30 protein-coding genes and 2 pseudogenes are annotated in these 25,608 nt (G+C 72.4%); 20 read left to right on the top strand and 12 right to left on the bottom strand.

The features are described 5' to 3' along the window. Positions 1-56 precede the first annotated feature (56 nt). Complete coding sequence (locus TN53_RS03770) at positions 57-779, top strand: DUF2470 domain-containing protein (RefSeq protein WP_046256868.1); 723 nt, start codon at positions 57-59, stop codon at positions 777-779. Here the strand turns inward: TN53_RS03770 and TN53_RS03775 are convergent. From TN53_RS03775 to TN53_RS03785, 3 genes are all read right to left on the bottom strand, one after another. Beyond that, entirely contained in the window at positions 747-1,964 is a 1,218-nt protein-coding gene (locus TN53_RS03775; RefSeq protein ID WP_046256869.1) for a lactonase family protein, read from the bottom strand. The two genes, TN53_RS03770 and TN53_RS03775, sit on opposite strands and share 33 nt — an antisense overlap. 74 nt (positions 1,965-2,038) lie before the next feature. Further along, the gene (locus tag TN53_RS03780; protein ID WP_046256870.1) at positions 2,039-3,043 is read right to left on the bottom strand and encodes a hypothetical protein; all 1,005 of its coding nucleotides are present in this window, start codon (positions 3,041-3,043) and stop codon (positions 2,039-2,041) included. Positions 3,044-3,078: 35 nt separating this feature from the next. Further along, complete coding sequence (locus tag TN53_RS03785) at positions 3,079-4,314, bottom strand: aromatic acid exporter family protein (RefSeq protein ID WP_046256871.1); 1,236 nt, start codon at positions 4,312-4,314, stop codon at positions 3,079-3,081. 116 nt (positions 4,315-4,430) lie between these two features. Here TN53_RS03785 and TN53_RS03790 point away from each other — a divergent pair, with 116 nt between their 5' ends. Next, the gene (locus tag TN53_RS03790; protein WP_046256872.1) at positions 4,431-5,033 is read left to right on the top strand and encodes a TIGR03086 family metal-binding protein; all 603 of its coding nucleotides are present in this window, start codon (positions 4,431-4,433) and stop codon (positions 5,031-5,033) included. Between the two features lie 61 nt (positions 5,034-5,094). Here the strand turns inward: TN53_RS03790 and TN53_RS03795 are convergent, their stop codons facing one another. Next, positions 5,095-5,670 (bottom strand): CGNR zinc finger domain-containing protein, encoded by a 576-nt coding sequence (locus TN53_RS03795; RefSeq protein ID WP_046256873.1) that lies wholly within the window; start codon positions 5,668-5,670, stop codon positions 5,095-5,097. Positions 5,671-5,774: 104 nt separating this feature from the next. On the opposite strand from TN53_RS03795, the gene TN53_RS03800 reads away from it, so the two are divergent. Then, positions 5,775-6,767, top strand: coding sequence for a quinone oxidoreductase family protein (locus TN53_RS03800; protein WP_046256874.1), 993 nt, complete (start codon positions 5,775-5,777; stop codon positions 6,765-6,767). 1 nt (position 6,768) lies between these two features. On the opposite strand, the gene TN53_RS03805 is transcribed toward TN53_RS03800, so the two are convergent. After that, positions 6,769-7,263, bottom strand: coding sequence for an FBP domain-containing protein (locus tag TN53_RS03805; RefSeq protein ID WP_046256875.1), 495 nt, complete (start codon positions 7,261-7,263; stop codon positions 6,769-6,771). A gap of 104 nt (positions 7,264-7,367) precedes the next feature. On the opposite strand from TN53_RS03805, the gene TN53_RS03810 reads away from it, so the two are divergent. Beyond that, positions 7,368-8,273, top strand: a complete 906-nt coding sequence (locus tag TN53_RS03810) for a DUF3626 domain-containing protein (protein WP_234441506.1) — start codon at positions 7,368-7,370, stop codon at positions 8,271-8,273. Here TN53_RS03810 and TN53_RS48115 read toward each other — a convergent pair. Beyond that, positions 8,222-8,361, bottom strand: a pseudogene (locus TN53_RS48115) (diguanylate cyclase); the annotation flags it as partial. The gene TN53_RS03810 and the pseudogene TN53_RS48115 sit on opposite strands and share 52 nt — an antisense overlap. On the opposite strand from TN53_RS48115, the pseudogene TN53_RS48120 reads away from it, so the two are divergent. The 4 genes and pseudogenes from TN53_RS48120 to TN53_RS03825 all read left to right on the top strand — a co-directional run. After that, positions 8,360-8,576, top strand: a pseudogene (locus TN53_RS48120) (hypothetical protein); the annotation flags it as partial. The pseudogenes TN53_RS48115 and TN53_RS48120 sit on opposite strands and share 2 nt — an antisense overlap. Before the next feature lie 37 nt (positions 8,577-8,613). After that, positions 8,614-9,576 (top strand): phosphotransferase family protein, encoded by a 963-nt coding sequence (locus TN53_RS03815; RefSeq protein ID WP_046256877.1) that lies wholly within the window; start codon positions 8,614-8,616, stop codon positions 9,574-9,576. A gap of 83 nt (positions 9,577-9,659) precedes the next feature. Next, positions 9,660-10,949: an ROK family transcriptional regulator gene (locus TN53_RS03820; protein ID WP_046256878.1), complete on the top strand. Its 1,290-nt coding sequence runs from the start codon at positions 9,660-9,662 to the stop codon at positions 10,947-10,949. A gap of 62 nt (positions 10,950-11,011) precedes the next feature. Next, complete coding sequence (locus tag TN53_RS03825) at positions 11,012-11,245, top strand: hypothetical protein (protein WP_046256879.1); 234 nt, start codon at positions 11,012-11,014, stop codon at positions 11,243-11,245. Between the two features lie 76 nt (positions 11,246-11,321). On the opposite strand, the gene TN53_RS03830 is transcribed toward TN53_RS03825, so the two are convergent. Further along, positions 11,322-12,338, bottom strand: coding sequence for an SDR family oxidoreductase (locus TN53_RS03830; protein WP_046256880.1), 1,017 nt, complete (start codon positions 12,336-12,338; stop codon positions 11,322-11,324). 105 nt (positions 12,339-12,443) lie between these two features. On the opposite strand from TN53_RS03830, the gene TN53_RS03835 reads away from it, so the two are divergent. From TN53_RS03835 to TN53_RS03845, 3 genes are read left to right on the top strand one after another with little or no spacing between them, the layout of a single operon-like run. Next, entirely contained in the window at positions 12,444-12,749 is a 306-nt protein-coding gene (locus tag TN53_RS03835; RefSeq protein ID WP_046256881.1) for a helix-turn-helix domain-containing protein, read from the top strand. After that, positions 12,746-14,338, top strand: a complete 1,593-nt coding sequence (locus TN53_RS03840; protein ID WP_046256882.1) for a helix-turn-helix domain-containing protein — start codon at positions 12,746-12,748, stop codon at positions 14,336-14,338. Before TN53_RS03835 ends, TN53_RS03840 begins: the two co-directional genes overlap by 4 nt. A 2-nt stretch (positions 14,339-14,340) precedes the next feature. After that, positions 14,341-14,775: a hypothetical protein gene (locus TN53_RS03845; protein ID WP_046256883.1), complete on the top strand. Its 435-nt coding sequence runs from the start codon at positions 14,341-14,343 to the stop codon at positions 14,773-14,775. Between the two features lie 8 nt (positions 14,776-14,783). Here TN53_RS03845 and TN53_RS03850 read toward each other — a convergent pair whose 3' ends face one another. The 3 genes from TN53_RS03850 to TN53_RS03860 form a co-directional block, all read right to left on the bottom strand. Further along, positions 14,784-15,749 carry an SDR family NAD(P)-dependent oxidoreductase gene (locus tag TN53_RS03850; protein WP_046256884.1) on the bottom strand — a complete coding sequence of 322 codons (966 nt, stop codon included), beginning with the start codon at positions 15,747-15,749 and terminating at the stop codon, positions 14,784-14,786. 293 nt (positions 15,750-16,042) lie between these two features. Continuing rightward, the gene (locus TN53_RS03855) at positions 16,043-16,717 is read right to left on the bottom strand and encodes an HAD family hydrolase (protein ID WP_046256885.1); all 675 of its coding nucleotides are present in this window, start codon (positions 16,715-16,717) and stop codon (positions 16,043-16,045) included. A 50-nt stretch (positions 16,718-16,767) separates the two neighbouring features. After that, positions 16,768-17,808: a PHP domain-containing protein gene (locus TN53_RS03860; protein ID WP_046256886.1), complete on the bottom strand. Its 1,041-nt coding sequence runs from the start codon at positions 17,806-17,808 to the stop codon at positions 16,768-16,770. Between the two features lie 111 nt (positions 17,809-17,919). Here TN53_RS03860 and TN53_RS03865 point away from each other — a divergent pair, with 111 nt between their 5' ends. Both TN53_RS03865 and TN53_RS03870 read left to right on the top strand, forming a co-directional pair. Next, complete coding sequence (locus TN53_RS03865; protein WP_046256887.1) at positions 17,920-18,156, top strand: hypothetical protein; 237 nt, start codon at positions 17,920-17,922, stop codon at positions 18,154-18,156. 72 nt (positions 18,157-18,228) lie between these two features. Next, positions 18,229-18,999 carry a sulfite exporter TauE/SafE family protein gene (locus tag TN53_RS03870; RefSeq protein ID WP_046256888.1) on the top strand — a complete coding sequence of 257 codons (771 nt, stop codon included), beginning with the start codon at positions 18,229-18,231 and terminating at the stop codon, positions 18,997-18,999. A gap of 2 nt (positions 19,000-19,001) precedes the next feature. On the opposite strand, the gene TN53_RS03875 is transcribed toward TN53_RS03870, so the two are convergent. Then, positions 19,002-19,604 carry a VanZ family protein gene (locus TN53_RS03875; RefSeq protein ID WP_095046275.1) on the bottom strand — a complete coding sequence of 201 codons (603 nt, stop codon included), beginning with the start codon at positions 19,602-19,604 and terminating at the stop codon, positions 19,002-19,004. A 237-nt stretch (positions 19,605-19,841) separates the two neighbouring features. On the opposite strand from TN53_RS03875, the gene TN53_RS03880 reads away from it, so the two are divergent. From TN53_RS03880 to TN53_RS03905, 6 genes are read left to right on the top strand one after another with little or no spacing between them, the layout of a single operon-like run. Continuing rightward, positions 19,842-20,024: a hypothetical protein gene (locus tag TN53_RS03880; protein ID WP_046256889.1), complete on the top strand. Its 183-nt coding sequence runs from the start codon at positions 19,842-19,844 to the stop codon at positions 20,022-20,024. Beyond that, positions 20,021-20,473 (top strand): monovalent cation/H+ antiporter complex subunit F, encoded by a 453-nt coding sequence (locus TN53_RS03885; RefSeq protein WP_046256890.1) that lies wholly within the window; start codon positions 20,021-20,023, stop codon positions 20,471-20,473. The genes TN53_RS03880 and TN53_RS03885 overlap by 4 nt, the downstream gene beginning before the upstream one ends. Next, positions 20,466-20,726, top strand: a complete 261-nt coding sequence (locus tag TN53_RS03890) for a hydrogenase subunit MbhD domain-containing protein (RefSeq protein ID WP_046256891.1) — start codon at positions 20,466-20,468, stop codon at positions 20,724-20,726. The genes TN53_RS03885 and TN53_RS03890 overlap by 8 nt, the downstream gene beginning before the upstream one ends. Continuing rightward, positions 20,723-21,463, top strand: a complete 741-nt coding sequence (locus TN53_RS03895) for an MnhB domain-containing protein (RefSeq protein WP_046256892.1) — start codon at positions 20,723-20,725, stop codon at positions 21,461-21,463. Before TN53_RS03890 ends, TN53_RS03895 begins: the two co-directional genes overlap by 4 nt. Next, positions 21,460-21,810, top strand: coding sequence for a sodium:proton antiporter (locus TN53_RS03900; RefSeq protein ID WP_046256893.1), 351 nt, complete (start codon positions 21,460-21,462; stop codon positions 21,808-21,810). The genes TN53_RS03895 and TN53_RS03900 overlap by 4 nt, the downstream gene beginning before the upstream one ends. Continuing rightward, positions 21,810-23,573, top strand: a complete 1,764-nt coding sequence (locus TN53_RS03905) for a complex I subunit 5 family protein (RefSeq protein ID WP_046256894.1) — start codon at positions 21,810-21,812, stop codon at positions 23,571-23,573. Before TN53_RS03900 ends, TN53_RS03905 begins: the two co-directional genes overlap by 1 nt. A 20-nt stretch (positions 23,574-23,593) precedes the next feature. Here the strand turns inward: TN53_RS03905 and TN53_RS03910 are convergent, their stop codons facing one another. Next, on the bottom strand, positions 23,594-24,256 hold the full coding sequence (locus TN53_RS03910; protein ID WP_046256895.1) for a DUF4230 domain-containing protein: 663 nt from the start codon (positions 24,254-24,256) through the stop codon (positions 23,594-23,596). Positions 24,257-24,398: 142 nt separating this feature from the next. On the opposite strand from TN53_RS03910, the gene TN53_RS03915 reads away from it, so the two are divergent. After that, positions 24,399-25,589 carry a cytochrome P450 gene (locus TN53_RS03915; protein ID WP_046256896.1) on the top strand — a complete coding sequence of 397 codons (1,191 nt, stop codon included), beginning with the start codon at positions 24,399-24,401 and terminating at the stop codon, positions 25,587-25,589. Positions 25,590-25,608: the final 19 nt, after the last annotated feature.

A 25,608-nucleotide genomic window follows, 5' to 3' on the forward strand; every position in this document is an offset into this window, starting at 1 on the left:
GATCTCGGATAGGTTAGGCAAGGCTTACCTAAGGAGGTTCTGGGATGGGTTCTGGGATGGGTGAACAAATCTGGGCGGCCGCGCCCGCCGCGGCGGAGCGGGCGCGCTCGGTGCTCGCCACCGCGTGGTCCTGCGCGGTGACCGCGGACGGCGGCCGTGAGGAGTTCGTCGGCGCGCACACCGTGACCGAGGACGGCCGGGTGCGGCTTCAGGTGCCGCAGGACAGTGCCCTCCTCGCGGCCGCGATCTGCGCGCCTCGCGGAGAGCCGTCCGCCGTGCTGGAGTTCGCCGACGTCTCGCCCGTCCCCGTGCGCAACCGTATCCGGGCCCGCCTCTGGCTCGCCGGCTGGTTCGTCCCCGAGGGCGGCGACCTGGCGTTCCGGGCGACGCGGGTGGTGCTGCGCGAGCCGTCCGGTGCCGTGGTCGTCGACCTCGACGAGTTCGCCGCCGCCGCACCCGACCCGCTGGCCACGGCCGAGGCCCGGCTCCTGACCCACCTCGCCGACTGCCACTCCGACGCGGTCGAGCGGCTCACCCGGCTCGTGGAGCCCGACAGCCTGCACGGCGCGGTGAAGGTCCAGCCGCTCGCCGTCGACCGGCACGGACTGACGCTGCGCATCGAACGCACCCGTGCCCAGGGCGACGTACGCCTGCCGTTCCACCGTCCCGCCGACGACGTCGCCCAGCTCACCGAGCGGATGCACGTCCTGCTCACCCAGGCCGCCGCCGCCTCCTGCCCGCGCGCCCTACAGCGGCAGCGCACAGACGGCGACGGGTGACGCGAACGGCTTTCCCGCGAGCCGCAGTTCACCGCTGTCCGCGTCCACCCGGAACACGCTCACCGTGCTGGAGCGCTGGTTCGCCGCGAACAGCAGCGCTCCGTCCGGCGAGAAGGCGATCTGCCGCGGGAAGTCCCCGGACACCGGCACGGTGTCCAGCAGCCTGAGCCGGGCACCGTCCGCCTCGACCGCGTAGCGCGTGAGGCTGTTGTGGCCCCGGTTGGCGAGATAGGCGTACGAGCCGTTCGGCGTCACCAGGATCTGTGCCGGGTAACTGGTGCCCGGCCCCGTCCCGGTGGACTGTGCCTCGCCGATGGTGAGGCGGCCGGTCTTCGTGTCGTAGGCGCAGACGGCGACCGTGTTGTCGACCTCGTTGGCCAGGTAGGAGTACCGGCCCTCGGGGTGAAAGGTCAGATGGCGCGGCCCGGCGCCCGGCCGGGTGTGCGCCTGCGCGACCTCGGTGAGCTTCCCGGTCCGCTCGTCGAGCCGATAGCTGTAGACGGTGTCCGTGCCCAGGTCGACGGCGAGGACATGGCCGCCGTCGGGACTCGTGACGATCTGATGGGCATGCGGGCCCTCCTGGCCGGGCCCGGGCTCCGGTGCGGAGTGGGTGACGAGGTCGGCGCGCTCACCGATCGCCCCCGCGTCGTCGATCGGATGCACCGCCACGCTGCCCGAGCCGTAGTTGGCGCTCAGCAGCCAGCGCCCGTCCGGATGCACCGACACGTGACAGGGCGCGCCGCCGCCCGTGCTCCGGCTGCCCAGAATCCTGCGGTCGGACAGCCGTACGGCGGTCACGGCCCCCTGCTCCCGCTCGTTCACCGCGTAGAGCGTGCGGCCGTCGGGATGCGGGGCGAGATACGACGGGTCGCCGACACCGGTGAGAGGCCGGCCGACGGTCACCTCACCCGTCGCCGGGTCGTAGGTGGCGAAGCCGATGCCGGTGCCGCCGCCCTCGACGGAGGTGTAGGTGCCGAGGTGGAGAGGACGGGGGCCGGTGGGCGTCGGTGAGGCGCTGGGGGCGGCTGCCTCAGGGGCCCCGGCCGTCGGAGGCGTCGAGGTCGTGGCGGGCGTCGTAGGCGCCGACGCCGCAGAGCCCGGCGACCCGCCGCAGCCCGCCGCCGCGGCCGCCGTCCCCGCGAGGGCGGCGACGAATCGCCGCCTGCTCCAGTCGCCCCTGCCCATGCACGCACCTCGGATGGTCGGTTGCCTCAGCCGTCACCACCTTGACGTGGACCACCCCTCACGTGCAAACGGCTCTACCAGTCGCCGTCCTCCACCGGCCGGCCCGGCGCGTCCTTGAGCGGCAGCACCTGAGCCGGGTGCGGCTCCTGCCAGGGTTCGTGATCGTCGCCGAGCCAGTCGCCGACCGGCTTCACACCCTCCAGGGCGTCCGTGGGGGCGAGATCCTGCGCGTCCTGGTCGTAGTAGTCGTACCAAGGCAGGCCCGCCTGTGTGTACGCCGAGCGGTCCACGGGCGACGGCGGGGGTTCCTCGCCGGTGATACGACGCCACTGCGGAGGCGTCACCAGGTGCACGAAGACCCGGCCGCCGGACTGCTCGGCCCAGTCGGACAGGGGACGGTCGTCCTCGTAGACCTCCTGGCGCATCGAACCGCCCACGCCGAGGCCCATACCGGCCGGGGCGGCGGGGGCCGGGGCGGCCATCATCTGCGGGGCGGCCCCGAACGCGGGTGCGTGCATCGGCGCCCTGGTGCGGCGCTCCCGCTCCCGCGACTCGCGCCACCGTGCGAGCGGCTCCTCCTTGAGCGGGAACGACTGCAGCTGTACGCCGCCCCACACCTCCTCGCCCGTGACCTGCCCCTCGACGGTCGCACCCAGGCCGAGCGGCACCGCCACGAACTGCTTGACCGTGCCCGTCCCGGAGTTGATGCCGTCCAGCCACGGCTGCCGGGGCAGTACGACGTAGTTCTGCGGCTTGCGCGAGAGCCGGTCGCTCCACGGCTTGCCCGAGACCGCGCACACCTTGCCCACCCCGACCCGGAGCGCGGCCGGCTCGGTGGTGCCGCCGAAGCTCAGCCACATCGCCTCGCGCAGATACACGGGCAGCATCACCCCGCCGCGCGCCCGCCATGTCTCGGGCACCCGGTCCGCGTGGTCCGCGACCCGGCGCAGCGGGAACTCCCCGAGCCCCGGTGGCAGCGGATGCGTGCCCGTCTCCGGCAGGCGCAGGGTGCGGATGAACCGCACCGCCACCCCGCCGGGCAGCCTCAGCGTGTTCCCGTCGATGCGTACGCCGGTCATCCTGCTCGCCCCCTTGGTCAGCCCTGGTGACTACGTCACCTGGAACGACGGGCGAGGGCGGGACGGTTCCTGCGCAGCCGCTCCTGCAGACGGGTGAGCCGCGGCATCCGCTCGCGCTGCTCCCGCGAGGTGCGGTCCAGCTCCTCCAGGAGCCGGTGCGAGCGGTGCTCGGTGTCCAGCTCGTCGAGGATGCGGTTCACCTCGGTGAGGACGGCGCCGTGCAGCTGCCACTGCCGGGCGTCGCGCTGGACCTCCTCCAGGAGCAGCTGGGCGAGCTTGTCGCGGGTGGCCGCGGCGTGCCGGAGCTGGGAGGCGAGCCGCTCCTCCGCGGACTCGGCGCTACGGCTGACGTCGGTGGTGACCAGCACCGCGAAGCTCACCACGGCGTCGGCGATCTCCGACAGCAACTGCTCCACGGCGGCGCCCGCCTGCCGTGCGAACAGCCGCTCGGACTCGCGTTCCTTGGCGAGGTCGGTCAGGGTGCGCGCGAGCACCCGCAGGACGACCGTGCAGATCTCCAACGTGTCGAGACCGGTGCGCAGCACCACCCGGTGCAGCAGGCCCTCGCGGACGCGCGGATTGAGCCGCAGACTGTCCTCGGCCTGCTTGAGGGCCGCGTCCACCTCGACGATGTCGTGGTCCAGGCGCCGCGCCTCGTGCAGCCGCTCGGTGGCGTGCTCGACCGGTGTACGGCCCGCGGCCTCCTCGCCCATGCTCAGCATCAACTGCCGTACCCGACGCGCGAGTCCCTCGATCGACTCGCCTGCCTCGTCCACCCACACCGGCGGCGCGAGCAGCAGGTTGAAGCCGAGCCCGACGACCGCGCCGATCAGCGTCTCCAGCACCCGCGCCCACGCGGTGTCCCCGACGGTCGTGACGCCAAGGACCAGCATCGCACTGATCGCCACCTCCGGCACGTACTCGTCGACCTTGACCAGATGCCCCACCCCGAGCGAGGCCAGGATCAGCAGGGCCAGGCTCCACCAGGTGAGCCCCACCAGCAGGCTGAAGGCGATGGCGACGAGGACGCCGGCCACCACGGCGTTCACCCGGCGGATGCCATTGGTGAGCGTCGCGTAAAGGGTGACCTGGACGACCAGCAGCGCGGTCAGGGGCGCGGTGAGCGGGGCCGCCTCGGGACTCAGGCGCAGCGCGATGACGTAGGCGATCGTCGCCGCGGCCGCCGACCGCAGCGTCTGTACGACCACCGGGTCCCTGCGTCGCTTCACGAAGCGCACCAGGGACGCCGTCCACTCACGTACATCTAGCATCCTCAGGCGTTCCTCTTCCACATCGCACGCGTTCCATGCGTTGCGGACCGTAACTGTCCGCAACGACGCTTAGGTTGTCCGTACAAACCCGTCGACGGCAAGAGGGGGGAACAGTGATGGCGGACACCCGAGGCCTTGAGGTTCTCACGGGAGCGCACGACTACCTGCGTGACGTGGTCGCGGCGGTGCCGGAAACGGCGTGGGGAGCGCCGACGCCGTGCACCGAGTGGACGGCCCGGCAGGTTCTCCACCACGCTCGTATCGACCAGCAGGGCTACGGCCTCGCGATCACCGGTGGCCGTCCGGACTCCGACCCCTTCGCCCCGGTCGACGCACTCGCCGCGGAACCGTCGGCGGAGCTGGAGGAGGTGCTGCGGCTGGTGGCGGACGCGTACGCCGCTCTGCCCGCCGCCGCGGACGAGGTGCCGACCCCGCTCGGACCGCTGCCGTTGCCACTGGCCGCCGCGGCGGCCGCGATGGACGCGGCCGTGCACGCCTGGGACATCGCGGTCGCGACGGGCCAGGACGCGCCGTTGACGGAGGAACTGGCCGAGGGGATCTGGCCGCTCGCGGAACGGCTCGTGGATCATCTCCGGGACTCCTACCGGGTGTTCGCACCCGCCCGGAAGGTGCCGGACGGCTCCGGCAGGGCCGACGCGCTGCTCGCCTTCCTCGGCCGCGATCCGCAGTGGCGACCGGGTGTTCTCCGCACTCCGTGACGCAGGACGGCCGGATGGCCCCGCTCGCCCGCAGTGACGACGTCCTGGTCCTGGCCCACCTTCACCGGGTGGTGGCGGCCCGGCTGCGGGACCGGTAACCGGAGACCTTCGCGAGGTTGCCGCAGCGGTCCATCGAGCACCAACGGCGGCGCCGGGCCTGGGAGTCGTCGAGGAACAGCAGGGAGCAGTCCGGGTTCCCGCACTCCTTGACCCGCTCGATCAGGGGCCCGCCCGCCAGCAGTACGGCGTCCCGGGCCACCGTCGCCAGGGCGGCCCGTGCCGGATGCCGGGCCGTCCAGCGTGCCGCGCCCAGCTGGGGTGCCAGATCGGGCTTGGCCGCCGCGTCGTTGACCAGTTCGACATCGGCCGCCGCCGGCTCCCGCCCGGCCATCGCGGTGCGTACGAGACGGTTGACGGCCTCACGCAGCACGCGCGCGTCGGCGAGATCCCGCGCGGTGACATGTGCCGGCTCCTCGCCCACCACCAACTCCGCCTCCGTCAGCCAGCGGGTCAGCGCGGCGGGCTCCGGCAGTCGCTCCTTGGGTGTGGCGTGCCGCTTGCCGAGCGTGGCCACGAAGTCCAGACAGGGTCGGCCGCCGACGAACGGAAAGGCGAGCTCGGGGTCGGTGCTGGTCATGGGGGCGAGCTTACCTGCCGTCCGAGTCTCTTGACACCGCTTGAACAGGTGTCGCAGAGTGACACCAGTTCAAGTGGTGTCAGTCACGACGAGAGCGGTGGGCCATGCGTGCGGTGCGGATCGAGGAGTTCGGCGGACCCGAGGTGCTGGTGGAGACCGAGGTGCCGGATCCGGTGGCGGGCCCGGGGGAGGTGCTCGTCCGGGTCGCCGCCGCCGGCGTGAACCGGGTGGACGCGCTGCGGCGGGCCGGCGTCTACCACAACGTCGGTCGGCCGCCGCTGATCCCGGGCGCCGAGGCGGCCGGTGTCGTTGCCGCGGTGGGGGAGGGGGTGACCGACTTCGCGGTCGGGCAGCGGGTCATCGCGCTGGACGGGGTGAAGTCACCGGGCTTCTATGCCGAGTTGGCGGCCGTGCCCGTCACCCAGGTGGTCGCCCTGCCGGACGGGGTGGAGCTGACCGAGGCGGCGACGCTGCCCATCGCCTGGCTCTCCGCCTGGTACTGCGTACGGCATCTCGCCAAGGTCACCAAGGAGGACACCGTGGTGGTGAAGGCCGCCGCGAGCGGCGTGGGCACCGCGGCCGTGCAGATCGCCGCCGAGTCCGGGGCCCGCGTCATCGCGCTCGCCGGGTCGGCGCAGAAGGCGGCCTGGGCGGGGGAGTTCGGCGCCCACACCACCCTCGACACCTCCGCGTACCCCGACGAGGCCGAGGTCGAGGAGGTGCTGCGGCTGACCGACGGGCGGGGTGCCGACGTCGTCCTCGACATCGTCGGAGGCGCCGCCTTCGTGCGGAGCCTGCGCCAGGTCGGACACGGGGGCCGGGTCGTGGCGCTCGCCAACGTCGCTTTGGCGCCCAGCACCATCGACACCCGCGACTTCTACCCGAAGAACGCCGCGATCCTCGGCTTCCAGCTCACCAACCGACAGCGCCACGGCTGGGACCCCCGCGCCGACCTGCGAGAACTGGCCGAGCGGGTCGCCGCGGGCGCCTATCGCGTACCGGTCGAGACCGTACTGCCCCTCGCGCAGGCGCGCGCCGCCCACGAGCAGCTGGAGCGGCGCGGGAACCGGGGCAAGATCGTGCTCGCCGTGGACTGAGTCAGGAGTGGACCCTGTCGATGAAGGCGGACAGATTGCCCGTCGTGCGGGCGATCTGCTCCTCCAGCGTCAGACTCTCCTCGATCCGCAGGGTGCTCGGCGGGACCTTCCTGCCGCGGACGTAGAGGGAACAGGCCAGGTCGGTGCACATGTACAGACCGACGGAATTGCCCTCCCGCCCGGCCGTACCCGCCTTGCGCGCGGTCATGAGCGAGACGCCGCCGCCCGGATGGGTCGTCAGACACAGCGAACACATGCTGCGGTGCAGGAAGCCTCGGTGGCCGGTGGTCAGGCGCAGCGTCAGGCCGACGAGCCGGCCGCCCCGCTCGGTGACCAGGTAGCTGCGGTCCGGCGCCCCGGGATCTCGCCAGCCGAGGAAGTCGAGATCGTCCCAGGGGCGTTCGTCGAGATCACGCGGCACGGCCACGCGCTTGGCCTCCCCCTTCGAACAGTTCACAAAAGAGTCGCGAATGTCGTGCTCGGTCAGTGATCTCATGGGGGAGCCTCCTGGGGATGTCACCTTGTTGCCGAAACCTGAGGGTAAAAAAACTAGTGCCCCTAGGTTCAGTCAGGATAGACAGCCCCGGCGAGGAGGAACCAGTGAATTACGAGAACGTCCGCTCAACAGGGGCGAGGGCGGCGCTGCGGCACGTGGCGCAGCGGTCGGCGGGGCCGCCCGTCGCCCCGGACGTACGCATCACGCTCAACTTCCACCCTGACCGGCTGAGTGGCGGGGTGGGCATCCTGGAGGCGCTGGCGCGGGACGGCGCCTACCGGTCGCAGTTCGTGACCGGCACCAGCAACGGCGGCCTCACCGCCCACCCCGGCGGCGACCGCTGGCGCTGGGAGAGCCGGATCTTCGGCGGCGCCTACGACGAGGCGGCCGCGGCCGACCGGCCCGTGTACGGCGCGCTGGACTTCCGGCGCCAGGTGGTCGGCGCCGCCCCGCGCTTCGGTTCCTCGCACTTCCGGCTGACCGGTGCGGCGCTGTCCCGGGCCACCTTCTGCTACCCCGACAGCGCCGCCGAGCCGGCCCACTTCGGCGTCGCCGCCGGCATGTCGCTGGTCGCACTGGCGGAGGCGGACGAGCAGGACGCCCTCAACGACTACATCGAGGCACAGGTGCACGGGGGCGTCTCCCTCACCACGGACGTGGCCGCGCTCGTCCTGGACGCGTGCTACCGCGGCACACCCGTCGAGGCGGCGGCGCGGCTGCTGCCCTGCCCCGTCGACTGGCATCCCGGGTACCGGATCACCGTGGAGCGACTGCGCCGGCACGCGGACTACCGCGGTGAGGAGTACGCCGAGCTGGGTGCGCGGATCGCCGAGGACGGATGGATCGACCCGCGGATCATCGGGGACGCCGCCCGGACCGGTCGCTACGAACTCCAGGACCTGAAGAAGGTCTGGCACACCCTCGCCCGCTTCGGAGCCCCGCAGGGCGCGGGCACGGCCTACGCGGGCGTCGGCGGCCACACCCCGGGCGTCAGCACCCCCAGCGCATAGGCGCGGGCGACCAGTTCCGTACGGTTGCCCGCGCCCGGCCGCGCGGACAGCCGCCGCAGGAGACGGGTGAGCCGTCCGAGGTGAGCTTCGTGCGGCACCGCATCGCCGCCGAGGCCGGGGAGGTGTGGGGTCTGCTCGCCGTGGGAGTGCGGGTGTACGTCTGCGGCGGCGGTTCGCGGACGGCGCAGGGTGTCCGGGAGGCGTTCCGTACGCTGTACCGGAAAGCACGCGGCGGCCGCCGGGGAATGGCTCGACGGGCTGATCGCGGACGGGCGCTACGTCGAGGACGTGTACGCGGCGGGCCGGCCGAAGCGTTGCGAAGGGGAGAGGCGGGCGCACGGTGGTGGACTCCTGGGCACGGGCTCGGCGCATCCTGGAGGAGGCGGGCCTGCCACCCGGACACCTCGCCCGCCTGCGCCCGCTGACCGGCGGCACCTACAACACGGTCGAGGAACTCGTCCTCGCCGACGGCAGCCGCTATGTGCTGAAGGTGCCGCCCGCCGAGACCGTCCCCGGACTGAGCCACGAGCGCCGACTCCTCGTGGCGGAGGCCGCGTTCTACCGCGGGGCCGCCGAGGTGGACGTGCCGGCGCCCCGGGTCGTGATCCTCGGGCGGGAGGATCTGCTGATGACGGCCGTCCCCGGCGATCCCTGGGACGGACAGCTCACCGGCGCCGAACAGAAAGGCCTGCGCGCGGAGTTGGGCCGCCAGGTGGCCCGCCTCCACCGGGTGACCGGCCCCGCCTTCGGCTACCCGTCGGGCGCCCTCGGCCCGCTCGCCCCCGACTGGCGGACCGCGTTCACGGGGATGCTCGACGCGGTCCTCGACGACGCCCGCCGCTACGGTGCCGAACTGCCCCGCCCCGTCGACGAGGTGGCGGACGCGCTGCGTCCCGCGTACGGCGCGCTCGACGAGGTGACAGTCCCGAGTCTCGTCCACTTCGACCTGTGGACCGGCAACATCCTGGTGGAGCGCGTGGACGGGGGCGCCCGGATCGGCGGGCTCATCGACGGCGAGCGCATGTTCTGGGGCGACCCCCTGGCCGACTTCGTCTCCCTCGCACTGCTGGGCGACATCAGGACCGACGAGGCGTTCCTGACGGGCTACCGGGAGGAAGGCGGCCGCGCCGGGTTCGACGTGGCGGCCCGCCTCCGGTACGCCCTCTACCGTGCCTATCTCTACCTGATCATGCTCACCGAGACGGTCCCGAGGGAGATGGGCGAGGGCGATCGGCGCTGGCGACAGGAAGCGGTTGCACCGGAACTGCTCGCCGCATTGACCGAGATCGCGGAGCTCTCATAGTTCACATCGTGAATTAAGGGGTCGTGGAAAGTGCTCCCGCAGCGGTATGTTGCAGGTCGGACAGGGTTCGAAGGGGGCCACACATGGCGGGGCGGAACGGGCGCACGGTACGCGATCTGAGGCGGGCCAACCGCACGGCCGTGCTGCAAAGGCTCTACTTCGACGGGCCTCTCAGCCGCTTCGAGCTCGGCCCGGCCACGGGCCTGAGCTCCGGTTCGGTGAGCAACGTCGTCGCCGACCTGGTCGCCGACGGCCTGCTGGAGGAGGCCGGCAGCGTCGACTCCGACGGCGGCCGCCCCCGCACCCTGCTGAGGGTGGCGCCCGGCAGCGGCCACATGATCGGTGTCGACGTCGGCGAAACCCGGGTGCGCATCGAGCTGTTCGACCTGACCCTCACCGAACTCGCCCGCGCCGAACGCCCGTTGACGCGGCAGGGCTACGACGTCGAGGTCATCGTCGACCACATCCGCGACGGCGTCGCCGAGGTGCTCGACACCGCCGGCATCGCCCCCGACCACCTGCTCGGCGTCGGCATCGGCGTCCCCGGCATCGTCGAACACTCCCCGGACCGGGGCGCCGTCGTCCACGGACAGACGATCGGCTGGGACGCGGTCCCGCTGGAGGAACTGCTCCGCTCCACCTCCCGACTGCCCGACACCGTCCGGTACTTCATCGACAACGGCGCCAAGACGCTGGGCCAGGCCGAGATGTGGTTCGGCGGTGGGCGCGGTGCGCACAACGCGGTCGTCGTCCTCTTCGGCTCCGGCGTCGGCGCGTGCCTCGTCACGCCCGAGGTGGAGAACGGGCGGGCGGTCGAATGGGGCCATCTGACGGTACGGGTCAAGGGACGCCGCTGCCGGTGCGGTGCGCTGGGCTGCCTGGAGGCCTACGCGGGCGCCGAGTCGCTGCTGGAGCGCTGGCGCGAGGAGGGCGGGCGGCCGCCCGAGGGCGCCGACGAGGAGACCGCGGTGACCGCGATGCTGGCCGCCGCGTACCCGGCCGAGGGCGGTGCGAGCGACCCGGTGGCACTGGCCGTGCTGGAGGAGACCGCCGAGTACCTGGGAGCCGGCCTCTCCGACCTCATCAACCTCTTCCAGCCCGAGCGCATCCTCATCGGCGGCTGGGCCGGCCTCCAGCTGGGCACCCGCTTCCTGCCCGCCGTACGCCGCCACGCCTCCTCCTACGCCCTGCGCCACCCGGCCGAGAAGGTCACCATCGAGCTCGGCCGGCTCGGCCCCGACGCGGTCACCGTCGGCGCCGCGATCCTGCCGCTGGCCGACTTCTTCGCCCGCGGCGGCCGCCGCCCCGAGCCCGCGCCCGAGGGACCCCATCCGGCCTGGCGCACCGCGTTGGAGGAGCGGGCTCCGCACTGAGGTTTCGCCGGTGAGGGCGGAGGTACTCGCGAGTCGCCCGGACCACGCGAAGGGAGGGCGCCATGGCCGACCACCACGGCAAAGGCCCCGGCGACGAACCCGTGCCGCGGGACATGCCGGACCAGCAGGCAGGCGACGGTGAGGACCCCTGGGACGCCGATCCCGAGGCGGCAGACACGGAAGAACCCGACTCCGAGGTCCCCGACACCGACGAGGCGGGCACCGGCCGCCAGGGCGCACCGCGCCAGGCCGGCGTCCACTCCGAGCACCCGGTACCGCAGGAGCCCACCGGCTGACCCCGGCCGTGCGCCGCCTCCTCCGACCGCCCGCACACACGCCTGTGCCGTCCCCGGGACGGCACAGGCGTCGGCGTCAGCCCACCTTCCGCCCCCGCAGCGGTTCCGTGCTGGCTCCCGCGCCCTGCTGGAGGCCCTTGAGGAACTCCTCCAGCACCTCGTTCGCCGTGTGCTCGGGGTTCCAGCGCAGTTCCGTACGGGCGCGGGTGCAGTCCATCAGCGGGAGGCGCAGGACCGCGTCGAAGAGGTGCGGGGAGGCCGGGAGGAGATGGAGTCCCCAGGCGGCGGCGAGCGCCGAGCGGGCCGCGGTGCGGGGCAGCCGGACCCGCCGGTCGACGCCGAGCATCTCGCCGAGCAGCTCCGCGTCGACCGGCGGCTCGGCCGCCAGGTTGAAGGCGCCGCGCAGATCGGAGTGGACCGCGAGGCGGTATGCCTTGGCCGCGTCGTCCGTGTGCAGGGCCTGGACCCGCAGCCCGGGGATGTCGGGCAGGAAGGGCAGCAGCTCCGGACGGGCCAGCGGGCCCGGCAGGAAGCGGCCGCCGAAGATACGGCGCTGCTCGCTCGCCGACTCCCGCTTGAACAGGAACGCCGGCCGCATCCGCACCACCCGCACCTCGGCGTGATCACGCTCGAAGGTGTCCAGGGCCCGCTCCAGATACGCCTTCTCCCGGCAGTACGCGGCATCCGGCCAGCCGTGCGTGGGCCACGACTCGGCCACGGCCTCGTCCTTGGGCCCCGGCGAGTACGCGCCGACCGACGACGCGTGCACCAGCGCCGGCACCCCGGCGGCGGCCACCGCCTCGAAGACCCGGATGGAGCCCAGCACGTTCGTCCGCCAGGTCGCCGCCGGATCGTGCGTCGGCTGGAACGCCCAGGCCAGATGCACCACCGCGTCCGCACCCGCGAACTCCTTCTCCAGATCAGCCTGTTGCGACGACAGGTCCACCGCCGACCAGTCCGTCTTCGGCGGCGACCAGTCAGGGATCCGGCGCGCCAGCCCCAGCACGGAGTCGACCTCCGGATCCTGCGACAGCAGACGCACCACACTCGTGCCGACGTTTCCGGTGGCGCCCGTGACAACGATCCTGCTCACGTTCGACTCCTCTCGGGCGTGCCCCACGATGGGGCGGACCGAGTACCCGGGCGGCGAGGATGCAACTCAGTTTTGCGCTCTCGGAATGGTTCATACGGATGGCGCATGAGGCCGGGTAGGGTTGGCGGGGTGGGACTGTCCTTGGGAGAACGTGTGAGGTCTTCGGTCGCCGCGCTGATGCATGCGACGGGTGAGTCGCAGGCGGAGGTCGCCGTCGCGCTCGGGGTGAGCCAGGCGCAGGTGAGCCGCCGTCAGTCCGGCAGCGCCGCCTGGAGCCTGGCCGACTGCGACGTGCTCGCCGCGCACTTCGGCATCGATGTGCTCGATCTGCTCGCCGGACCGACCCGGGCCTGCGAGACGCTGCCCGTGCGGCGGCGCCGGACCGCGGGACCGACGGCGGTGACCCGATGACGGACTTCGAGGCGATCGACGCCCTCCTGGCGGGCGCCCGCCAGGAGGTGCCGCTGCCACCGGCCGATGTGCGGCGCGAGCTGCGGGAGAGCCTCAACCTCTCCCGTTCCCAGGTGGCCCAGGCGCTCGGCGTCAGTCCCTCCACCGTCGGTGGCTGGGAAGCGGGGCGGGACCCGAGCGGGGCCGTGCGCGAGAAGTACGCGTACTTCCTGGAGGGGGCGCAGGCCAAACTGGCGGCGCGGACGGAGGAGGCGGCCGGGACACCGGGCGCCGAGTACGTCGTAGAGCCGGAGACCGATGCCGACGACGCCGACCAGACCCCGGACGGGACGGGCGAGACGGGTGAGTCGGACGAGGTCGAGGCCTTGTCGGCTCCCCGGCCCTGCGTCCTGTGCGGGATGCCCGCCCGGCACCAGGTCGCGGGCTTCCCCCAGCATCTGGACCCCGCCGACTGCGGTACGCCGGCGCCCGCGGAGCCGGATCCCGTGGCGTCCCCGGTCGCTCCATCCGGGCGCGAGGAGCCTGCCTCGGCCAAGAGTCGCAAGCCGCCCTCCGCACAGCGCGACCGCGCCGCCGAGCCGGTCCGTGTCGTCCCCGTCGGACGCCGTATGCAGACCGCCTCGCAGGACCCCGACCTGATCGGTGCCGCGGTGGCAGCCGCCCTGGAGAAGCACAGCGGCGATCTGGAGGCGGCGACCGCGGCCCTGGTGAAGCGGGCCATCCCGGACGCCATGGCGCTGCTGGACGAGACCCGCAAGGGCGGTCGTTACGACGTCGTGGCGCACCCCTGGATCCCGGAGGTCCTGCGCAAGCAGTCCGCCCGCGGCGCGGACCGGATCTGGGAGGCCCGCCCCAAGTGGGCGCGGACCGAACTCCCCTCCGGTGCCCACGAGGTGACCGCCCTCGACATCAACGGCGCCTACCTGTCGGCGCTCAAGACCCATCTGCCGATCGGCCAGTTGGAACACTCCACCGGCTTCGACCACGACCGTCGGCGGGCCGGTGTCCATCTGATCACCCCCTCCGAGTGGGACCACGACGCCCAGCTGCCCAACCCGATCGGCAACCGCGACGAGCCAGGACCGCTCTGGGTCACCGAACCGACCCTGCGCCTGCTGCTGCGCCTGTCGGGCCCGAAGTACGGGCTGTGCGACCCGCCGGAGATCCACGAGTCGTTCACCTCGGGCGCGACCGAGAGCCTCCTGGAGAAGTTCCGCGTCGCGCTGAAGGACGCCCGGGACCGGGCGATCGCCGAGGACGACGAGGTGACGCTGGAGTACGTGAAGGCGATGTACTCCAAGTTCGTCTCCACCATGGGCGAGTCGAACTACAACCGGGAGCTCTACCGCCCCGACTGGATGCACCTCATCCGCTCCCAGGCCTTCGCCAACCTCTGGATGAAGGCCTACAAGGCCCATGAGGAGGGCCTCATGGTCGTCCGCGCCATGGGCACCGACGAGTTGCACGTCATCGGCGACTGGCGACGGGTCTTCCCGGAGGGCCGCGGGGTCTCCGAGGTGAAGGTCAAGGAGATGTACACCGTCGGCGAGGACGTCGACCCCGCGGACGCGGGGGAGGGGGACGACTGACGGTGAGCACCGTGATCGACTTCTTCGTCGCGCCGGACGACACGTCGGCCGCCACGGCGCTGAGGGCCCGGCCGGGGCCCGCCCGCGCGTCGCTCTCCCTCGGCAACTTCGACGTCGAGGAGGCCGTGGTCGAGTGGGAATGCCTCCTCGTCGGCGGCACGTTCACGGACCTCGTGGAGGCCGGGGAGCCCCGTACGGTCGCCGACCGGGACGAGGACGAGTGCCTCGTGTTCGCGCTCTCGCCCCGGCTGTGCGCCGCACTCGCCGCGGCCGGGCAGCCCCGCCTCCGTGACGTCGCCGTCTCGTGGGTGGACCTGCGTGCGCGGGACGGCGAGGTCTTCGACCCGGAGACCGCCCACGGGATCGTGGCCGGTCTGGCGGCTCTCGCCGGTAGCGCCGGCCGTCGCGAGCAGGGCGTCTACTGCCGGGTCGGGTAGCGCTCGGGTCAGGCGCGGAACGCGTTCACGCCGGTCAGCTCCGCCGACAGTTCCCACAGCCGGGCGGCCTGCTCCGGGTCGACCGCCCAGTCCTTGACGCCGCTGCGCTCGCCGTCGGCCGGGGCGGGCTCGGCGATGTCGCAGTCCTCCAGGTACACACCACCGAGGCCGTCCAGTTGGGGCGAGGTCGCGGCCCACACCTGGGTGGCCGCACCCTCCTGCGGGGTCTTGAAGCCGACCTGCGGGATCGGGTTGCCGTCCTCGTCGATCCAGCCGCTCGCGATCATCTCCTCCTTGGGCAGATGCCGCTGAAGGGGCGTCATGATGCCGCCGGGGTGCAGCGAGAAGGCCCGGACGCCGTGCTCCTGGCCCAGCCGGTCCAGTTGGACGGCGAACAGGACGTTCGCGGTCTTGGCCTGGCCGTACGCCAACCACTTGTCGTAGTCGCCGCGCTGCCAGTGGACGTCGTCCCAGCGCATACCGGAGAAGTGATGGCCGCGCGAGGACACTGACACCACCCGGGCGCCGCCGCTCTCGATCGCCGGCCACAGCCGGTTGACCAGCGCGAAGTGACCGAGGTGGTTGGTGGCGAACTGCGCCTCCCAGCCGGGGCCGACCCGGGTCTCGGGGCAGGCCATGATCCCGGCGTTGTCGATCATGAAGTCGATGCGGCGGTCCGAGGCGAGGAACCGCTCGGCGAGGGCGCGCACGCTGTCCAGGTCGCCGAGGTCCAGCTCGTCCACCTCGACGCCGTCGATGCCCGCCACGGCTTCCCGGGCGGCCGCGGGCCGGCGGGCCGGCACGACGACCCGGGCGCCCGCCTTGGTGAGCGCACGCGTGGTCTCCAGGCCGAGTCCCGAGTAGCCGCCGGTGACGACCGCGAGCTTGCCGGTGAGGTCGAGGCCGGCGAGAACGTCCTCGGCGGTGCTGCGGGCGTCGAAGCCCGATCCGATCTTGTGCTGTGCAGTGCTCATGCAGGGAACGCTACGAATTGGAGTGCTCTCGAAGTCAAGCGGAACCTGCCGAGGACGGTCCAGGACAAGAGAAAGCCCCGACCGGACGGGGGAATCACGGTCGGGGCGGTCCTGATGTGGGCGCGGATGGCGGTCGCCTCTCGGCGAAGGCTCCACAGGGCTTCAGCCGAACGATCGTCCCTGTGGGCAAAAGGTGAGGCCCGGGGACACTGTCCCATCCGCACCCACATGTGGTTCAACGGGCAACCACCCTGGGGTGTTCCCCGGCCTGTCGCGTTATGGCGTGACCTGTGTCACCGCTCGGACGGCAGCCGGGCGAAGGGACTGTCCGCGAGGGACCCGAGCAGCTGGGCGGGGTCGTCGTAGATCGCCTCCGCGCCCGCCTCCACCAGGTCCGCGCGCGGGATGCCACCGCACAGCACGCCCACGCAGCACACCCCGGCCCGGCTGCCCGCCTTCATGTCCCACACGGTGTCGCCGACGAACAGCGCACGTTCGGGCGGCACGCCCGCCAGTTCCAGGGCGTGTTCGACGGGCTCCGGCGCGGGCTTGCCCTCGGTGACGTCGTCGGCGCTCGCGGTGGCGGTGATGGCGTCGTCGGCGCCGATGGCGCGGCGCAGCGCGGACAGTTCCGCACCGCCCGCCGAGGTCGCGAGCACCACCGCCCAGCCCTCGTGGTCGAGGCGCCGCAGCAGCCGCCCCGCGTCGCGCAGCGCGGGCAGCCGGTCGAAGTACTGGCCGTAGAGGGCCTTGTGGGCGGAGCTCAGTGCGTCCGCCTCCTGCTCGGCCCGGTTCTCGCCGATCAGACGGGCGACGAGATCCTCGGAGCCGAGGCCCACCGCCCGGTGGATGGCGTGCATGGACACGTCGTGACCCGCCTGGCGGAACGCCTCCCACCAGGTCGCCACATGGAGATGGTTGGTGTCGACCAGGGTTCCGTCGACGTCGAACACCGCCGCGCGTTCCATAACCCGTCCTCCTTGTCCCGCACCGCACACCGCAGCGCACGAGTACCACGTCAGGGGCCGGTCACTCCGGCGGGCACCCGGCGTTCCCGGGTCCAGGCCAACAGCTCCTCCAGCGACCAGGCGGTGACCACACGCTCGTCGGGCACCCCGCACTCCTCGGCCCGGGCGCAGCCGAGGATCTGCCAGTCGAGCTGGCCGGGCGCGTGCGCGTCGGTGTCGACGGAGAACAGCACGCCCGCCGCCACGGCCTGCCGCAGCAGCCGCCGGGGCGGGTCGAGCCGCTCGGGCCGGCTGTTGATCTCCACGGCCGTGCCCGACTCGGCGCACGCGGCGAACACCTCCTCGGCGTCGAACTCCGACTCGGGCCGCCCTTTGCCGGTGACCAGCCGTCCGGTGCAGTGACCGAGGACGTCCGCGTGCGGATTGCGTACGGCGGCCACCATGCGGCGGGTCATCGAGCGGGCGTCCATGCGCAGCTTGGAGTGCACGGAGACGACCACGACGTCGAGCCGCTGGAGCAGCTCCTCGTCCTGGTCGAGCGAACCGTCGTCGAGGATGTCGCACTCGATGCCGGTGAGCAGCCGGAAGGGCGCCCAGCCGGCGTTCAGTTCCGCCACCACGTCCAGCTGCTCGCGCAGCCGCTCGGGGGACAGGCCGCGGGCCACGGTCAGTCGCGGGGAGTGGTCGGTCAGCACCGCCCACTCGTGCCCGAGCTCCGCCGCCGTCCGGCCCATCTCCTCGATGGGGCTGCCGCCGTCCGACCAGTCGGAGTGCAGATGGCAGTCGCCCCGCAGCAGCGCCCGCAGCCGCTGCCCGCCCCGTACGGCCGGCCCGGCGGGCGCCTCACCCTCCAGCTTGTCCAGATAGCCCGGCACCTCTCCGGCCAGCGCCTCACGCACCACGTTCGCCGTCTTGGGCCCGACCCCCTTGAGCGACTCCAGCGTCCCGGCCTCCGCCCGCTCGCGCATCTCCCCCTCGGGCAGTGCCGCCAGCACCCGGGCAGCCGTACGGAAGGCGCGTACGCGGTACGTCGGCGCCAAGGACCGCTCCAGCAGGAAGGCGATCCGGTCCAGTGCCTCGACGGGGTCCATCGCCACCTCCTCCTCCAGGGTTCCCCAGCTCTACGGGGCTCGCACGGCGGACGCAGGGCTGCCTTTGCCCTCTCATGTCCCTCTTGCGCAATGCGTTCTACGCTCTATGGCATGACCGAAATCGCGAGCCCGTACATCTCGAATCCGCGAATCCTGGTGCTCGGGGTGCAGCCCGGTACACCGCCGTTCCGGATCGTGGAGATCGACGGAGAGGTGGTCGGTGAGGCGAAAGCCGTCACCGACGTCCTGGAGGCCGCCGCCGCGTGGGGCATCACGGTCCACGACCTCGACGACCCGGACGTGGTGCGCTGGGTGGGCGGAGACAAGTTCACCTGGACCCGGCACTAGGACCCAGGGCCCGTCGGGGGTGTGCGGGACGATTCGGTGTTCGCCGAAGCGTTCCGTTTCTAAGCTCCCCTCATGGAAGATCTCGGAGAGCCGCTCGCCGTCCTCGCCGCGGGCCTCGGTGCCGGTGCCGTCAACGCGGCCGTCGGGTCCGGGACGCTGATCAGCTTTCCGGTGCTGCTCGCGGTCGACCTGCCGCCGGTCACGGCCGCGGTCTCCAACGCGCTCGGCCTGATCCCCGGTTCGATCAGCGCGGCCATCGGGTACCGACGGGAACTGGCGGGCCAGCACCGACGCATCCTCACGTGGAGCGCCGGTGCCCTGGTGGGCGGCCTGACGGGTGCCACGCTGCTGCTCGCCCTGCCGGCCTCGGCGTTCGAACGGATCGTGCCGGTCCTGGTGGGCCTCGCGCTGGTGCTGGTCGTCCTCCAGCCGCTGATCGGCCGGCGACTGCGCGACCGTCGTACCCGCGAGGGCCGCACGGCGCCCGCCGACGGCGGCCCGCCGCTGATCGTCGGACTGACGCTGGCCAGTGTCTACGGCGGCTACTTCTCCGCCGCCCAGGGGATCATCTACGTCTCCCTGATGGGACTGCGCCTCGACGACGGCCTGCAGCGCCTCAACGCCGTCAAGAACGTCCTCGTCGCCGTCGTCAACAGCGTCGCCGCGCTCTTCTTCCTCGTCGTCGCCGACTTCGACTGGACGGCCGTCGCCCTGCTCGCGGTCGGCTCCGCCGTGGGCGGGCAGGCCGGAGCGGCGGCGGGCCGCCGTCTGCACCCGGCGGTCCTGCGCGGACTGATCGTGGTGGTGGGTACGGCGGCCATCGTCCAGTTGTCCGTCCGCTGACGTCAGCGGTGCACCGCCCGGCTCAGCCGCCGCCCCAGCAGGACGTAGCCGATCAGCGCCCCGGTGGTGTTGAGGATGACGTCGTCGATGTCGAAGGCCCGCCCGGTGATCATCGCACCCTGGGCGAACTCCACCAGCAGCATCACGACAGCCGTCAGCAGGAGCACGCGCAGGACGCCACGGGTGCGCGGGGCGAGCACGGGGACCAGTACGCCGAAGGGGATGCCGAGCAACAGGTTGCCGCCGATCTGCTTGGCGGCGTCCCGCAGTTCCGGCTGATCGAGATAGGCCCGCAGGGAACGGCCCGGGTGCAGATTGGTGTGGGTGAGCGACTCCGACGCGGGCGAGGGCTCCAGTGTGAGCCGGGCCAGCACGACGGCGAACGCCACCATGAACGCGAACGCGGCCACCATCGCCACGAAGCGGCGGACGAGCGCGAGGAGGCTGCGCTTCTCCTTCGGGGCGGTCCTCTCCTTCGGTGCCTTCTTCTTCGGGTCGGTCCCGGACTTCGCGGTCTCCGTCTTGGCGGTCCCGGACTTGGCGGTCCCGGTCTTGCCGGTGCGCAGGCGGAAAGCGGAGCGCGGACGTAAGGCTGTACGGGCCATGCGGTCCTCCAGTCTTCAACTTCCCTGCGTCGTAAGGCGATTACCCGCGATCGAGCCGACAATGCGGCCGCGCCCCCGGCGGGTCGGGAGCACCCGCAGTTTCCCTTCGTGCGGGCGGGGCACTCCGGGACCGGACCCGCGCGCGCCGCCACCGCCCGCCCCCGCCACGGTGTTTGGATGGCGTGAAAGCCGCACCAGGGGTCATTTCGGTGGAGGCAGGGCCCGAGGAGGTGGCGCATGGACCGGCGTACGACACTGCTCACCGCGGCCGAGGTCCTGGCCTGGTGGATCGCGCTCACCGCGCTGTGGCTGGTCCTCGTCAGCGCGGTGGACACCCTGGAGTTCGTGGTCGGCACGGCCGCCGCGGCCGTGGGGGCGCTCGCGGCGACCGCCGCGCGGCGGGTGGTGACCGTCCGGTGAACGGCTGGACCCTCGTCGCGACCGTCGCCCTCGGCGCGGGCGTCGGGGCGACCGTGTGGGGCGTCGCCACCGGCCCGCTGCGCCGCCGGGTCGTGGCCCAGAACCTGTCCACCGCCCTGGCCTGCCCGGCCCTCCTGCTGCTCGCGCGAGGCTACGACCGTCCGTCCTACGTCGATCTCGCCCTGGTCCTCGCCCTGCTCGGCCCGGTCGGCACCCTCGTCTTCGCCCGGCTGCTCGCCGACGAACTGGACGAGGACCCGCCACATGCCTGGGGCCTCACCTGGGCGGTGGCCGGCTTCGGCGCCGCGGTCGTCCTGGCGCTGTGCGTGGCCGAAGGGCCGAGCCGGGCCATGGCGAAGCTCCTGGCCACCGGCGCGCTGCTGATCGGCGGCAACGTCGTGGCCTCCCGCGCGCTGTCCGGCGGATTCGGCGGGGTGCGCCGTGGCTGACGCCGTCATGGCCGTCGCACTGCTGCTCGTCGCCGCGACCGCCACCACGGCCGTGGCGGTCCGCGACCCCGTGCGCCAAGCCCTCGTCCTGTCCGTCCTCGGAGTGGTGCTGGCCGTGCTCTTCACCGTGCTCCAGGCACCCGATGTCGGACTCTCGCAACTCGCGGTGGGCTCCGCGCTGACCCCGCTGCTGCTTCTGCTCGCCGTGCACAAGGTCAGGCGGCGCCCGCGGCGGAAGGGACGCCAGGAGTGAACCGCCGCACCCGGCTCGGGCTCGTGGCCGTCGGCGGCACGGGGCTCGCCGCGCTGCTCGGTGCCGCCTGTTTCGAACTGCCCGCCTTCGGCGGCGACCGGCACCCCTACGGCGACCGGGCCGTACAGGCCTCTCTCGCCCGGCACACCGCCAACACGATCTCCTCCGTCAACTTCGACCAGCGGGCCTTCGACACCCTCGGCGAGATGAGCATCCTGTTCGCGGCCGTCCTCGGCTGTGTCGTCCTGCTGCGCCAGACCCGCGACGAACACCGCGCCCGCCCCGAACCCGAGCCCGTGGCCCTGCCCGTGCGCCGGTACGCCCTGGTCGTCCTGCCCGTCGCCCTGCTCACCGGCCTCTACGTCATCGCCCACGGCCAGCTCAGCCCCGGCGGTGGCTTCCAGGGCGGGGTCGTCGCCGCGACCTCCCTGCACCTGCTCTACCTGGGCGCCGACTACCGCGCCCTGGAACGCATCCGCCCCGTCGGTCTGTACGAGGTCGGCGACGCCCTCGCCGTCTCCGCCTACCTCGTCACCGGCATCGCGGGCCTGGTCGGCGCGAGCGCGTTCCTCGCCAACACCCTGCTGCCGTACGGCACGTTCAACACGCTCTCCTCCGCAGGCATCGTCCCGCTGCTCAACGCGGCCATCGGCATGGAGGTCGCCTGCGCGGTCGTGGTGCTTCTCGCCCGCTTCCTGGACCAGTCCGTCGAGATCGAGGAGGGGGAGGGGAAATGATGGACGTCCTTCCGTACCTGGTCGCGGTATGGATCTTCCTGGTGGGCTGCTACGGCCTCGCGACCAGTCGCAATCTGATCCACGCCGTCGGCTGTCTGTCCGTGTGCCAGTCCGCCACCTACGTCCTGCTGCTGGCCGTCGGCTACCGCGACGACGCCACCGCACCCGTCTTCTCCGATCTCAAGCCCGGCTCCCGGCCCGTCGTCGATCCCGTCGTCCAGGCGCTGGCCCTCACCGACGTCGTGGTCGGCGCCACCGTCACCGCCCTGCTCCTCGCGCTCGTCGTGCAGGTCTCCAAACGGCACGGCACGATCGACCCCGACGAACTCTCGGAGCTGCGCGGCTGATGAACGGCCTGCTGCCCCTCCTCGTCGCCGTTCCCCTGCTCGGGGCCGCCCTGCTGGTCGCCGGGGGCCGCCGGCTGCCCCGGGCGGCCGCGGAGTCCACGGCCTGCGCCGTCTGCGCCGTCTGCGCCGGCCTGGCGATCGTGCTGCTCCTCAACTCCTCGCCGCCCATGGTCGAGTGGGCCGGTGGCTGGATCCCCGTGAACGGCGAGAGCGTCGGAATCGTCCTGATCGGGGACGGCCCGGGACTCGGCATGGCCGCCCTCGCCTCGCTGCTGACACTCGCGGCCCTGATCTACTCCTGGCACTACTTCGACGAACCGCCGCGCCGCCACGCCGGCTCCTTCCCCGGGCTGATGCTGCTCTTCCAGGGCGGCATGTGCGGGTTCGCGATCGCGGGCGACCTGTTCAACGCGTTCGTGTGGTTCGAGTTGATGAGCGTCGTCGCGTACGCCCTGACCGGCACCCGCGTCGAGGAGGCCAAGGCCGTGCAGGGCGCCCTGACCTTCGCGGTCGTCACCTCGCTCGGCGCGTACGCCATGCTCATGGGCATCGCCCTGCTGTACGCGCGCACCGGCCGGCTGGCGATGACACAGATCGGCCGTGGGCTCGACACGCACGGACCACCCGACGCACTCGTCCTCGCCGCCTTCGTCCTGGTCCTGACCGGGCTCCTGGTGAAGGCCGCCGCCGTGCCGTTCCACTTCTGGCTGCCGGACGCACACGCCGTCGCCCCGACCCCCGTGTGCATGCTGCTGTCGGGCGTCATGGTCGAACTCGGCACGTACGGCGTCTGGCGGGTGTACAGCACCGTCTTCTCCGGACCCGGCGGCGTCCCGGCCGCCGACCTGACACGGCTGCTCGTCGTGCTCGGCGTGCTGACGGCGGCGACCGGCGCGGTCATGTGCTGGTACCAACGGCACATCAAACGGCTGCTCGCCTACTCGACCGTCGCCCACACCGGGCTGTTCCTCATCGGCATCGGCGTCCTCACACCGGAGGCCGACGACGGGGTCGCCCTGTATGTGCTGGGCCACGCCGGAGTGAAGGCGGCCCTGTTCGCCTGCGCCGGCATCCTCCTCGACCGCTGCGGCAGCGTCGACGAGCACGCGCTGCACGGAAAGGCACGCCGACTGCGGGGCGTCGCCGTGCTGTTCACCGTCGGTGCGCTCGGTCTCGCCGGGCTGCCGCCCTTCGGCACGGCCCTCGGAAAGGCCGTCACCGAGGAGGCCGCGGGAGGTCCGCTGACCGTGCTGTACGTCGTCACGAGCGCGGTGACGGCCGGTGCGGTGCTGCGGGTCGCCGCGCGCGTGTTCCTCGGGCTCGGCCCGAAGCCGGACAAGGACGGCGCATACGAGACGACCGGTGCCGGGGAGCGGCCCGAGACCGGGCGGCGACTGCGCCGGGTTCCGGACACCATGGCGGCGGTCCCGGCGGTGCTGCTCGCCGCGGCGCTCGCCGTCGGGGTGGCACCCGGCTTCGCCGACGTGGTGGCCCACGCCGTGAACGAAGCCGGGTCCGGAGGTGTCGTCGTCGCCTCCGTGCACTGGACCTCGGCCGGAGTGCTGCTCGGACTCGTCTCGACGGCGCTGGCCGTGGGCCTCGCCGCCGTGGCGGTCACCCGCCCGAAGCTGCTCGCCGCACCGGGCTGGGCGCTGTCGCTGCGGCGCCTGCAGTCCGGGCACATCGGGGACTACGTGGCCTGGTTGCTGGTGGGCGCCGCACTGCTCGGCGCCCTGGCCCTGCCGGGGATCATGACCTCCTGATCAGGTCGCGAAGGAGACGATCAGGTCCCGAACGACACGCGCACCTCCTTGAAGCCGAGGGAGCTCAGCAGGCCTTCGAGCATGTCGGTGGTGTTGGTCTCGGCGCGTTTGGTCAGCCCGCTGTCCTTCGCCGCGTCACCGATGTGCTTCGTCGCCAGCTTCTGCACGGCCTGTTCGCCGTTCGGGTTGTCCGAGAACAGGTCGCCCAGCCGGTCCAGGAGACCCCGCTGCTTGGACACCGCGTAGGAGCGGTCGGTGTCCAGGGCGGGCTTGCCCAGCTGCGCGTGCGGCAGGTGCAGCGTGGCCGTCGTGCGGTCCTCGTTGACCGTCACGTCGTCCTTGGCCACCTTGCCGAGGTCGACATACGCGTCGACGGTGCCCGCCCCGACGTACAGGGTGCGGGTGCCGCGGATCGCGTCGGGCAGGTACTTGGCGTCCTTCTCCAGGTCCACGACCACCTGGAAGTTGCCGGAGGCGGCGTCGTAGCGGCTGAGGTCCTGGATGGACTCCAGGAGTGCGGGACCCGAGCGGTCATGCGTCTCGGTGCCGAACAGGTCCTTGAGGCCCGGGAGCACGCTCAGCCGGATGCCGGCGAAGAACACGATGAGCACCAGTACGACGGCGCTCACCAACTTCGCCCAGCCGGGCATGCGCTTGGACATGCGCCTGATGGGAGTCGTCATGCGACGGCCCTCCTTCCTACTGTTCGAATTCCCTCCAAAACCCTTGTCAGACCGAAGCGTTGGCCGATTGCCACCGCTGACGGAGGCACGGACGGCGCACTAGCGTGGTAAGCCTTCCCAACCGGCGCTTCTGGAGATCCGAATGAGTCCAGACAGCACATCCCGGCCCCTCTGCCCCATGCACCGCAGCAGCCTCCCCGAGCACGGGCCGCCCCGCCTCGGCACGCTCGCGACCGGCACCCCGGTGTGGCTCGTGACCCGGTACGCCGAGGTGCGTCAGGTGCTCATGGACCCCCGCTTCGACCGGAGCTCCCTGCACGCCCCGAACGCCCCGCCCCTGCTCGTCGTCCCCAACCTGCTGGACGACCCCAACGGACTGATCAACCAGGACGGCCCCGCCCATCAGTTGCTCCGCGGCACCGTGCAGCGGGCGTTCACACCGCGGGCCATCGCCCGCTGGCGGCCCTGGGTGGGCTCCGTGGTCGCCTCGCTGCTCGACGAGTTCGCCGCACAGCCACAACCGGCCGACATCATCGAGGGATTCACCCGGCCGCTGCCCGTGTCGGTGATCTGCCGGCTGATGGGCCTGGACCACGTGGACCGCGAACGGATCCGGCACTGGGCCGACCACGCCCTGTCCGGCGGCGCGCACCAGGTGGATGAAGTGGTCGAGGCGATGACGGAGTTCGGCATGTTCGCCGCCGGGCTGATCGCCGAGCGGCGCAAGGAACCGGGCGACGACCTGGTGAGCGGTCTCGTGGCGGCCGGCGACGAGCTGGGGATCGAGGAACGGCGGTTGATCACCCTGGTCTGCGGGCTGGTCGTGGCCGGACACGAGACCACCATGACCTCGCTCGGCAACGCCGTCGTCTACCTCCTCACCGACGGACGGGACGGGTGGCCGCTGCTCGCCCGCGACGAGGAGTCCGCGGCGGTCGCGGCCGAACAGCTGCTGCGCACCGTCCCGCTCAGTGAGGGAAAGGTGCTGCCGGGGCTGATCCGCCGTGCGGTCGAGGACGTCGAGGTCGGCGGGGTGCTGATCCCCGCGGGCGGTGTGGTCGCCCTCCAGACCAACACCGCGAGCCGCGACCCCGACGTCTTCCCGCCCGGACCGCCCGATCTCTCCGCCCCCCTGACCTCGCCGAGCATCACCTTCGGCGCCGGCCCTCACCACTGCCTCGGCGCCTGGCTCGCCCGCCTGGAACTCGAACTCGCCCTGCACCACCTGGCCGCGCGCTTCCCGGGGCTACGGGCCGAGTTCACACCGGAGACGATCGAATGGCGGGTGGGGCAGATGACGCGCAGCCCGCTGCATCTGCCCGTGTCGTGGTGACAGGGAGGGTTGCGTGGTG

It is taken from the genome of Streptomyces sp. WM6386 (assembly GCF_000972385.1).
In the GTDB taxonomy this organism is placed as follows: domain Bacteria; phylum Actinomycetota; class Actinomycetes; order Streptomycetales; family Streptomycetaceae; genus Streptomyces.

Coding starts and splice junctions, on each gene's coding strand:
- TN53_RS03770 (WP_046256868.1), top strand. CDS start 57: ATGGGTGAACAAATCTGGGCGGCCGCGCCCGCCGCGGCGGAGCGGGCG.
- TN53_RS03775 (WP_046256869.1), bottom strand. CDS start 1,964: ATGGGCAGGGGCGACTGGAGCAGGCGGCGATTCGTCGCCGCCCTCGCG.
- TN53_RS03780 (WP_046256870.1), bottom strand. CDS start 3,043: ATGACCGGCGTACGCATCGACGGGAACACGCTGAGGCTGCCCGGCGGG.
- TN53_RS03785 (WP_046256871.1), bottom strand. CDS start 4,314: ATGCTAGATGTACGTGAGTGGACGGCGTCCCTGGTGCGCTTCGTGAAG.
- TN53_RS03790 (WP_046256872.1), top strand. CDS start 4,431: ATGGCGGACACCCGAGGCCTTGAGGTTCTCACGGGAGCGCACGACTAC.
- TN53_RS03795 (WP_046256873.1), bottom strand. CDS start 5,670: ATGACCAGCACCGACCCCGAGCTCGCCTTTCCGTTCGTCGGCGGCCGA.
- TN53_RS03800 (WP_046256874.1), top strand. CDS start 5,775: ATGCGTGCGGTGCGGATCGAGGAGTTCGGCGGACCCGAGGTGCTGGTG.
- TN53_RS03805 (WP_046256875.1), bottom strand. CDS start 7,263: ATGAGATCACTGACCGAGCACGACATTCGCGACTCTTTTGTGAACTGT.
- TN53_RS03820 (WP_046256878.1), top strand. CDS start 9,660: ATGGCGGGGCGGAACGGGCGCACGGTACGCGATCTGAGGCGGGCCAAC.
- TN53_RS03825 (WP_046256879.1), top strand. CDS start 11,012: ATGGCCGACCACCACGGCAAAGGCCCCGGCGACGAACCCGTGCCGCGG.
- TN53_RS03835 (WP_046256881.1), top strand. CDS start 12,444: ATGAGGCCGGGTAGGGTTGGCGGGGTGGGACTGTCCTTGGGAGAACGT.
- TN53_RS03840 (WP_046256882.1), top strand. CDS start 12,746: ATGACGGACTTCGAGGCGATCGACGCCCTCCTGGCGGGCGCCCGCCAG.
- TN53_RS03850 (WP_046256884.1), bottom strand. CDS start 15,749: ATGAGCACTGCACAGCACAAGATCGGATCGGGCTTCGACGCCCGCAGC.
- TN53_RS03855 (WP_046256885.1), bottom strand. CDS start 16,717: ATGGAACGCGCGGCGGTGTTCGACGTCGACGGAACCCTGGTCGACACC.
- TN53_RS03860 (WP_046256886.1), bottom strand. CDS start 17,808: ATGGACCCCGTCGAGGCACTGGACCGGATCGCCTTCCTGCTGGAGCGG.
- TN53_RS03865 (WP_046256887.1), top strand. CDS start 17,920: ATGACCGAAATCGCGAGCCCGTACATCTCGAATCCGCGAATCCTGGTG.
- TN53_RS03870 (WP_046256888.1), top strand. CDS start 18,229: ATGGAAGATCTCGGAGAGCCGCTCGCCGTCCTCGCCGCGGGCCTCGGT.
- TN53_RS03875 (WP_095046275.1), bottom strand. CDS start 19,604: ATGGCCCGTACAGCCTTACGTCCGCGCTCCGCTTTCCGCCTGCGCACC.
- TN53_RS03880 (WP_046256889.1), top strand. CDS start 19,842: ATGGACCGGCGTACGACACTGCTCACCGCGGCCGAGGTCCTGGCCTGG.
- TN53_RS03900 (WP_046256893.1), top strand. CDS start 21,460: ATGATGGACGTCCTTCCGTACCTGGTCGCGGTATGGATCTTCCTGGTG.
- TN53_RS03905 (WP_046256894.1), top strand. CDS start 21,810: ATGAACGGCCTGCTGCCCCTCCTCGTCGCCGTTCCCCTGCTCGGGGCC.
- TN53_RS03910 (WP_046256895.1), bottom strand. CDS start 24,256: ATGACGACTCCCATCAGGCGCATGTCCAAGCGCATGCCCGGCTGGGCG.
- TN53_RS03915 (WP_046256896.1), top strand. CDS start 24,399: ATGAGTCCAGACAGCACATCCCGGCCCCTCTGCCCCATGCACCGCAGC.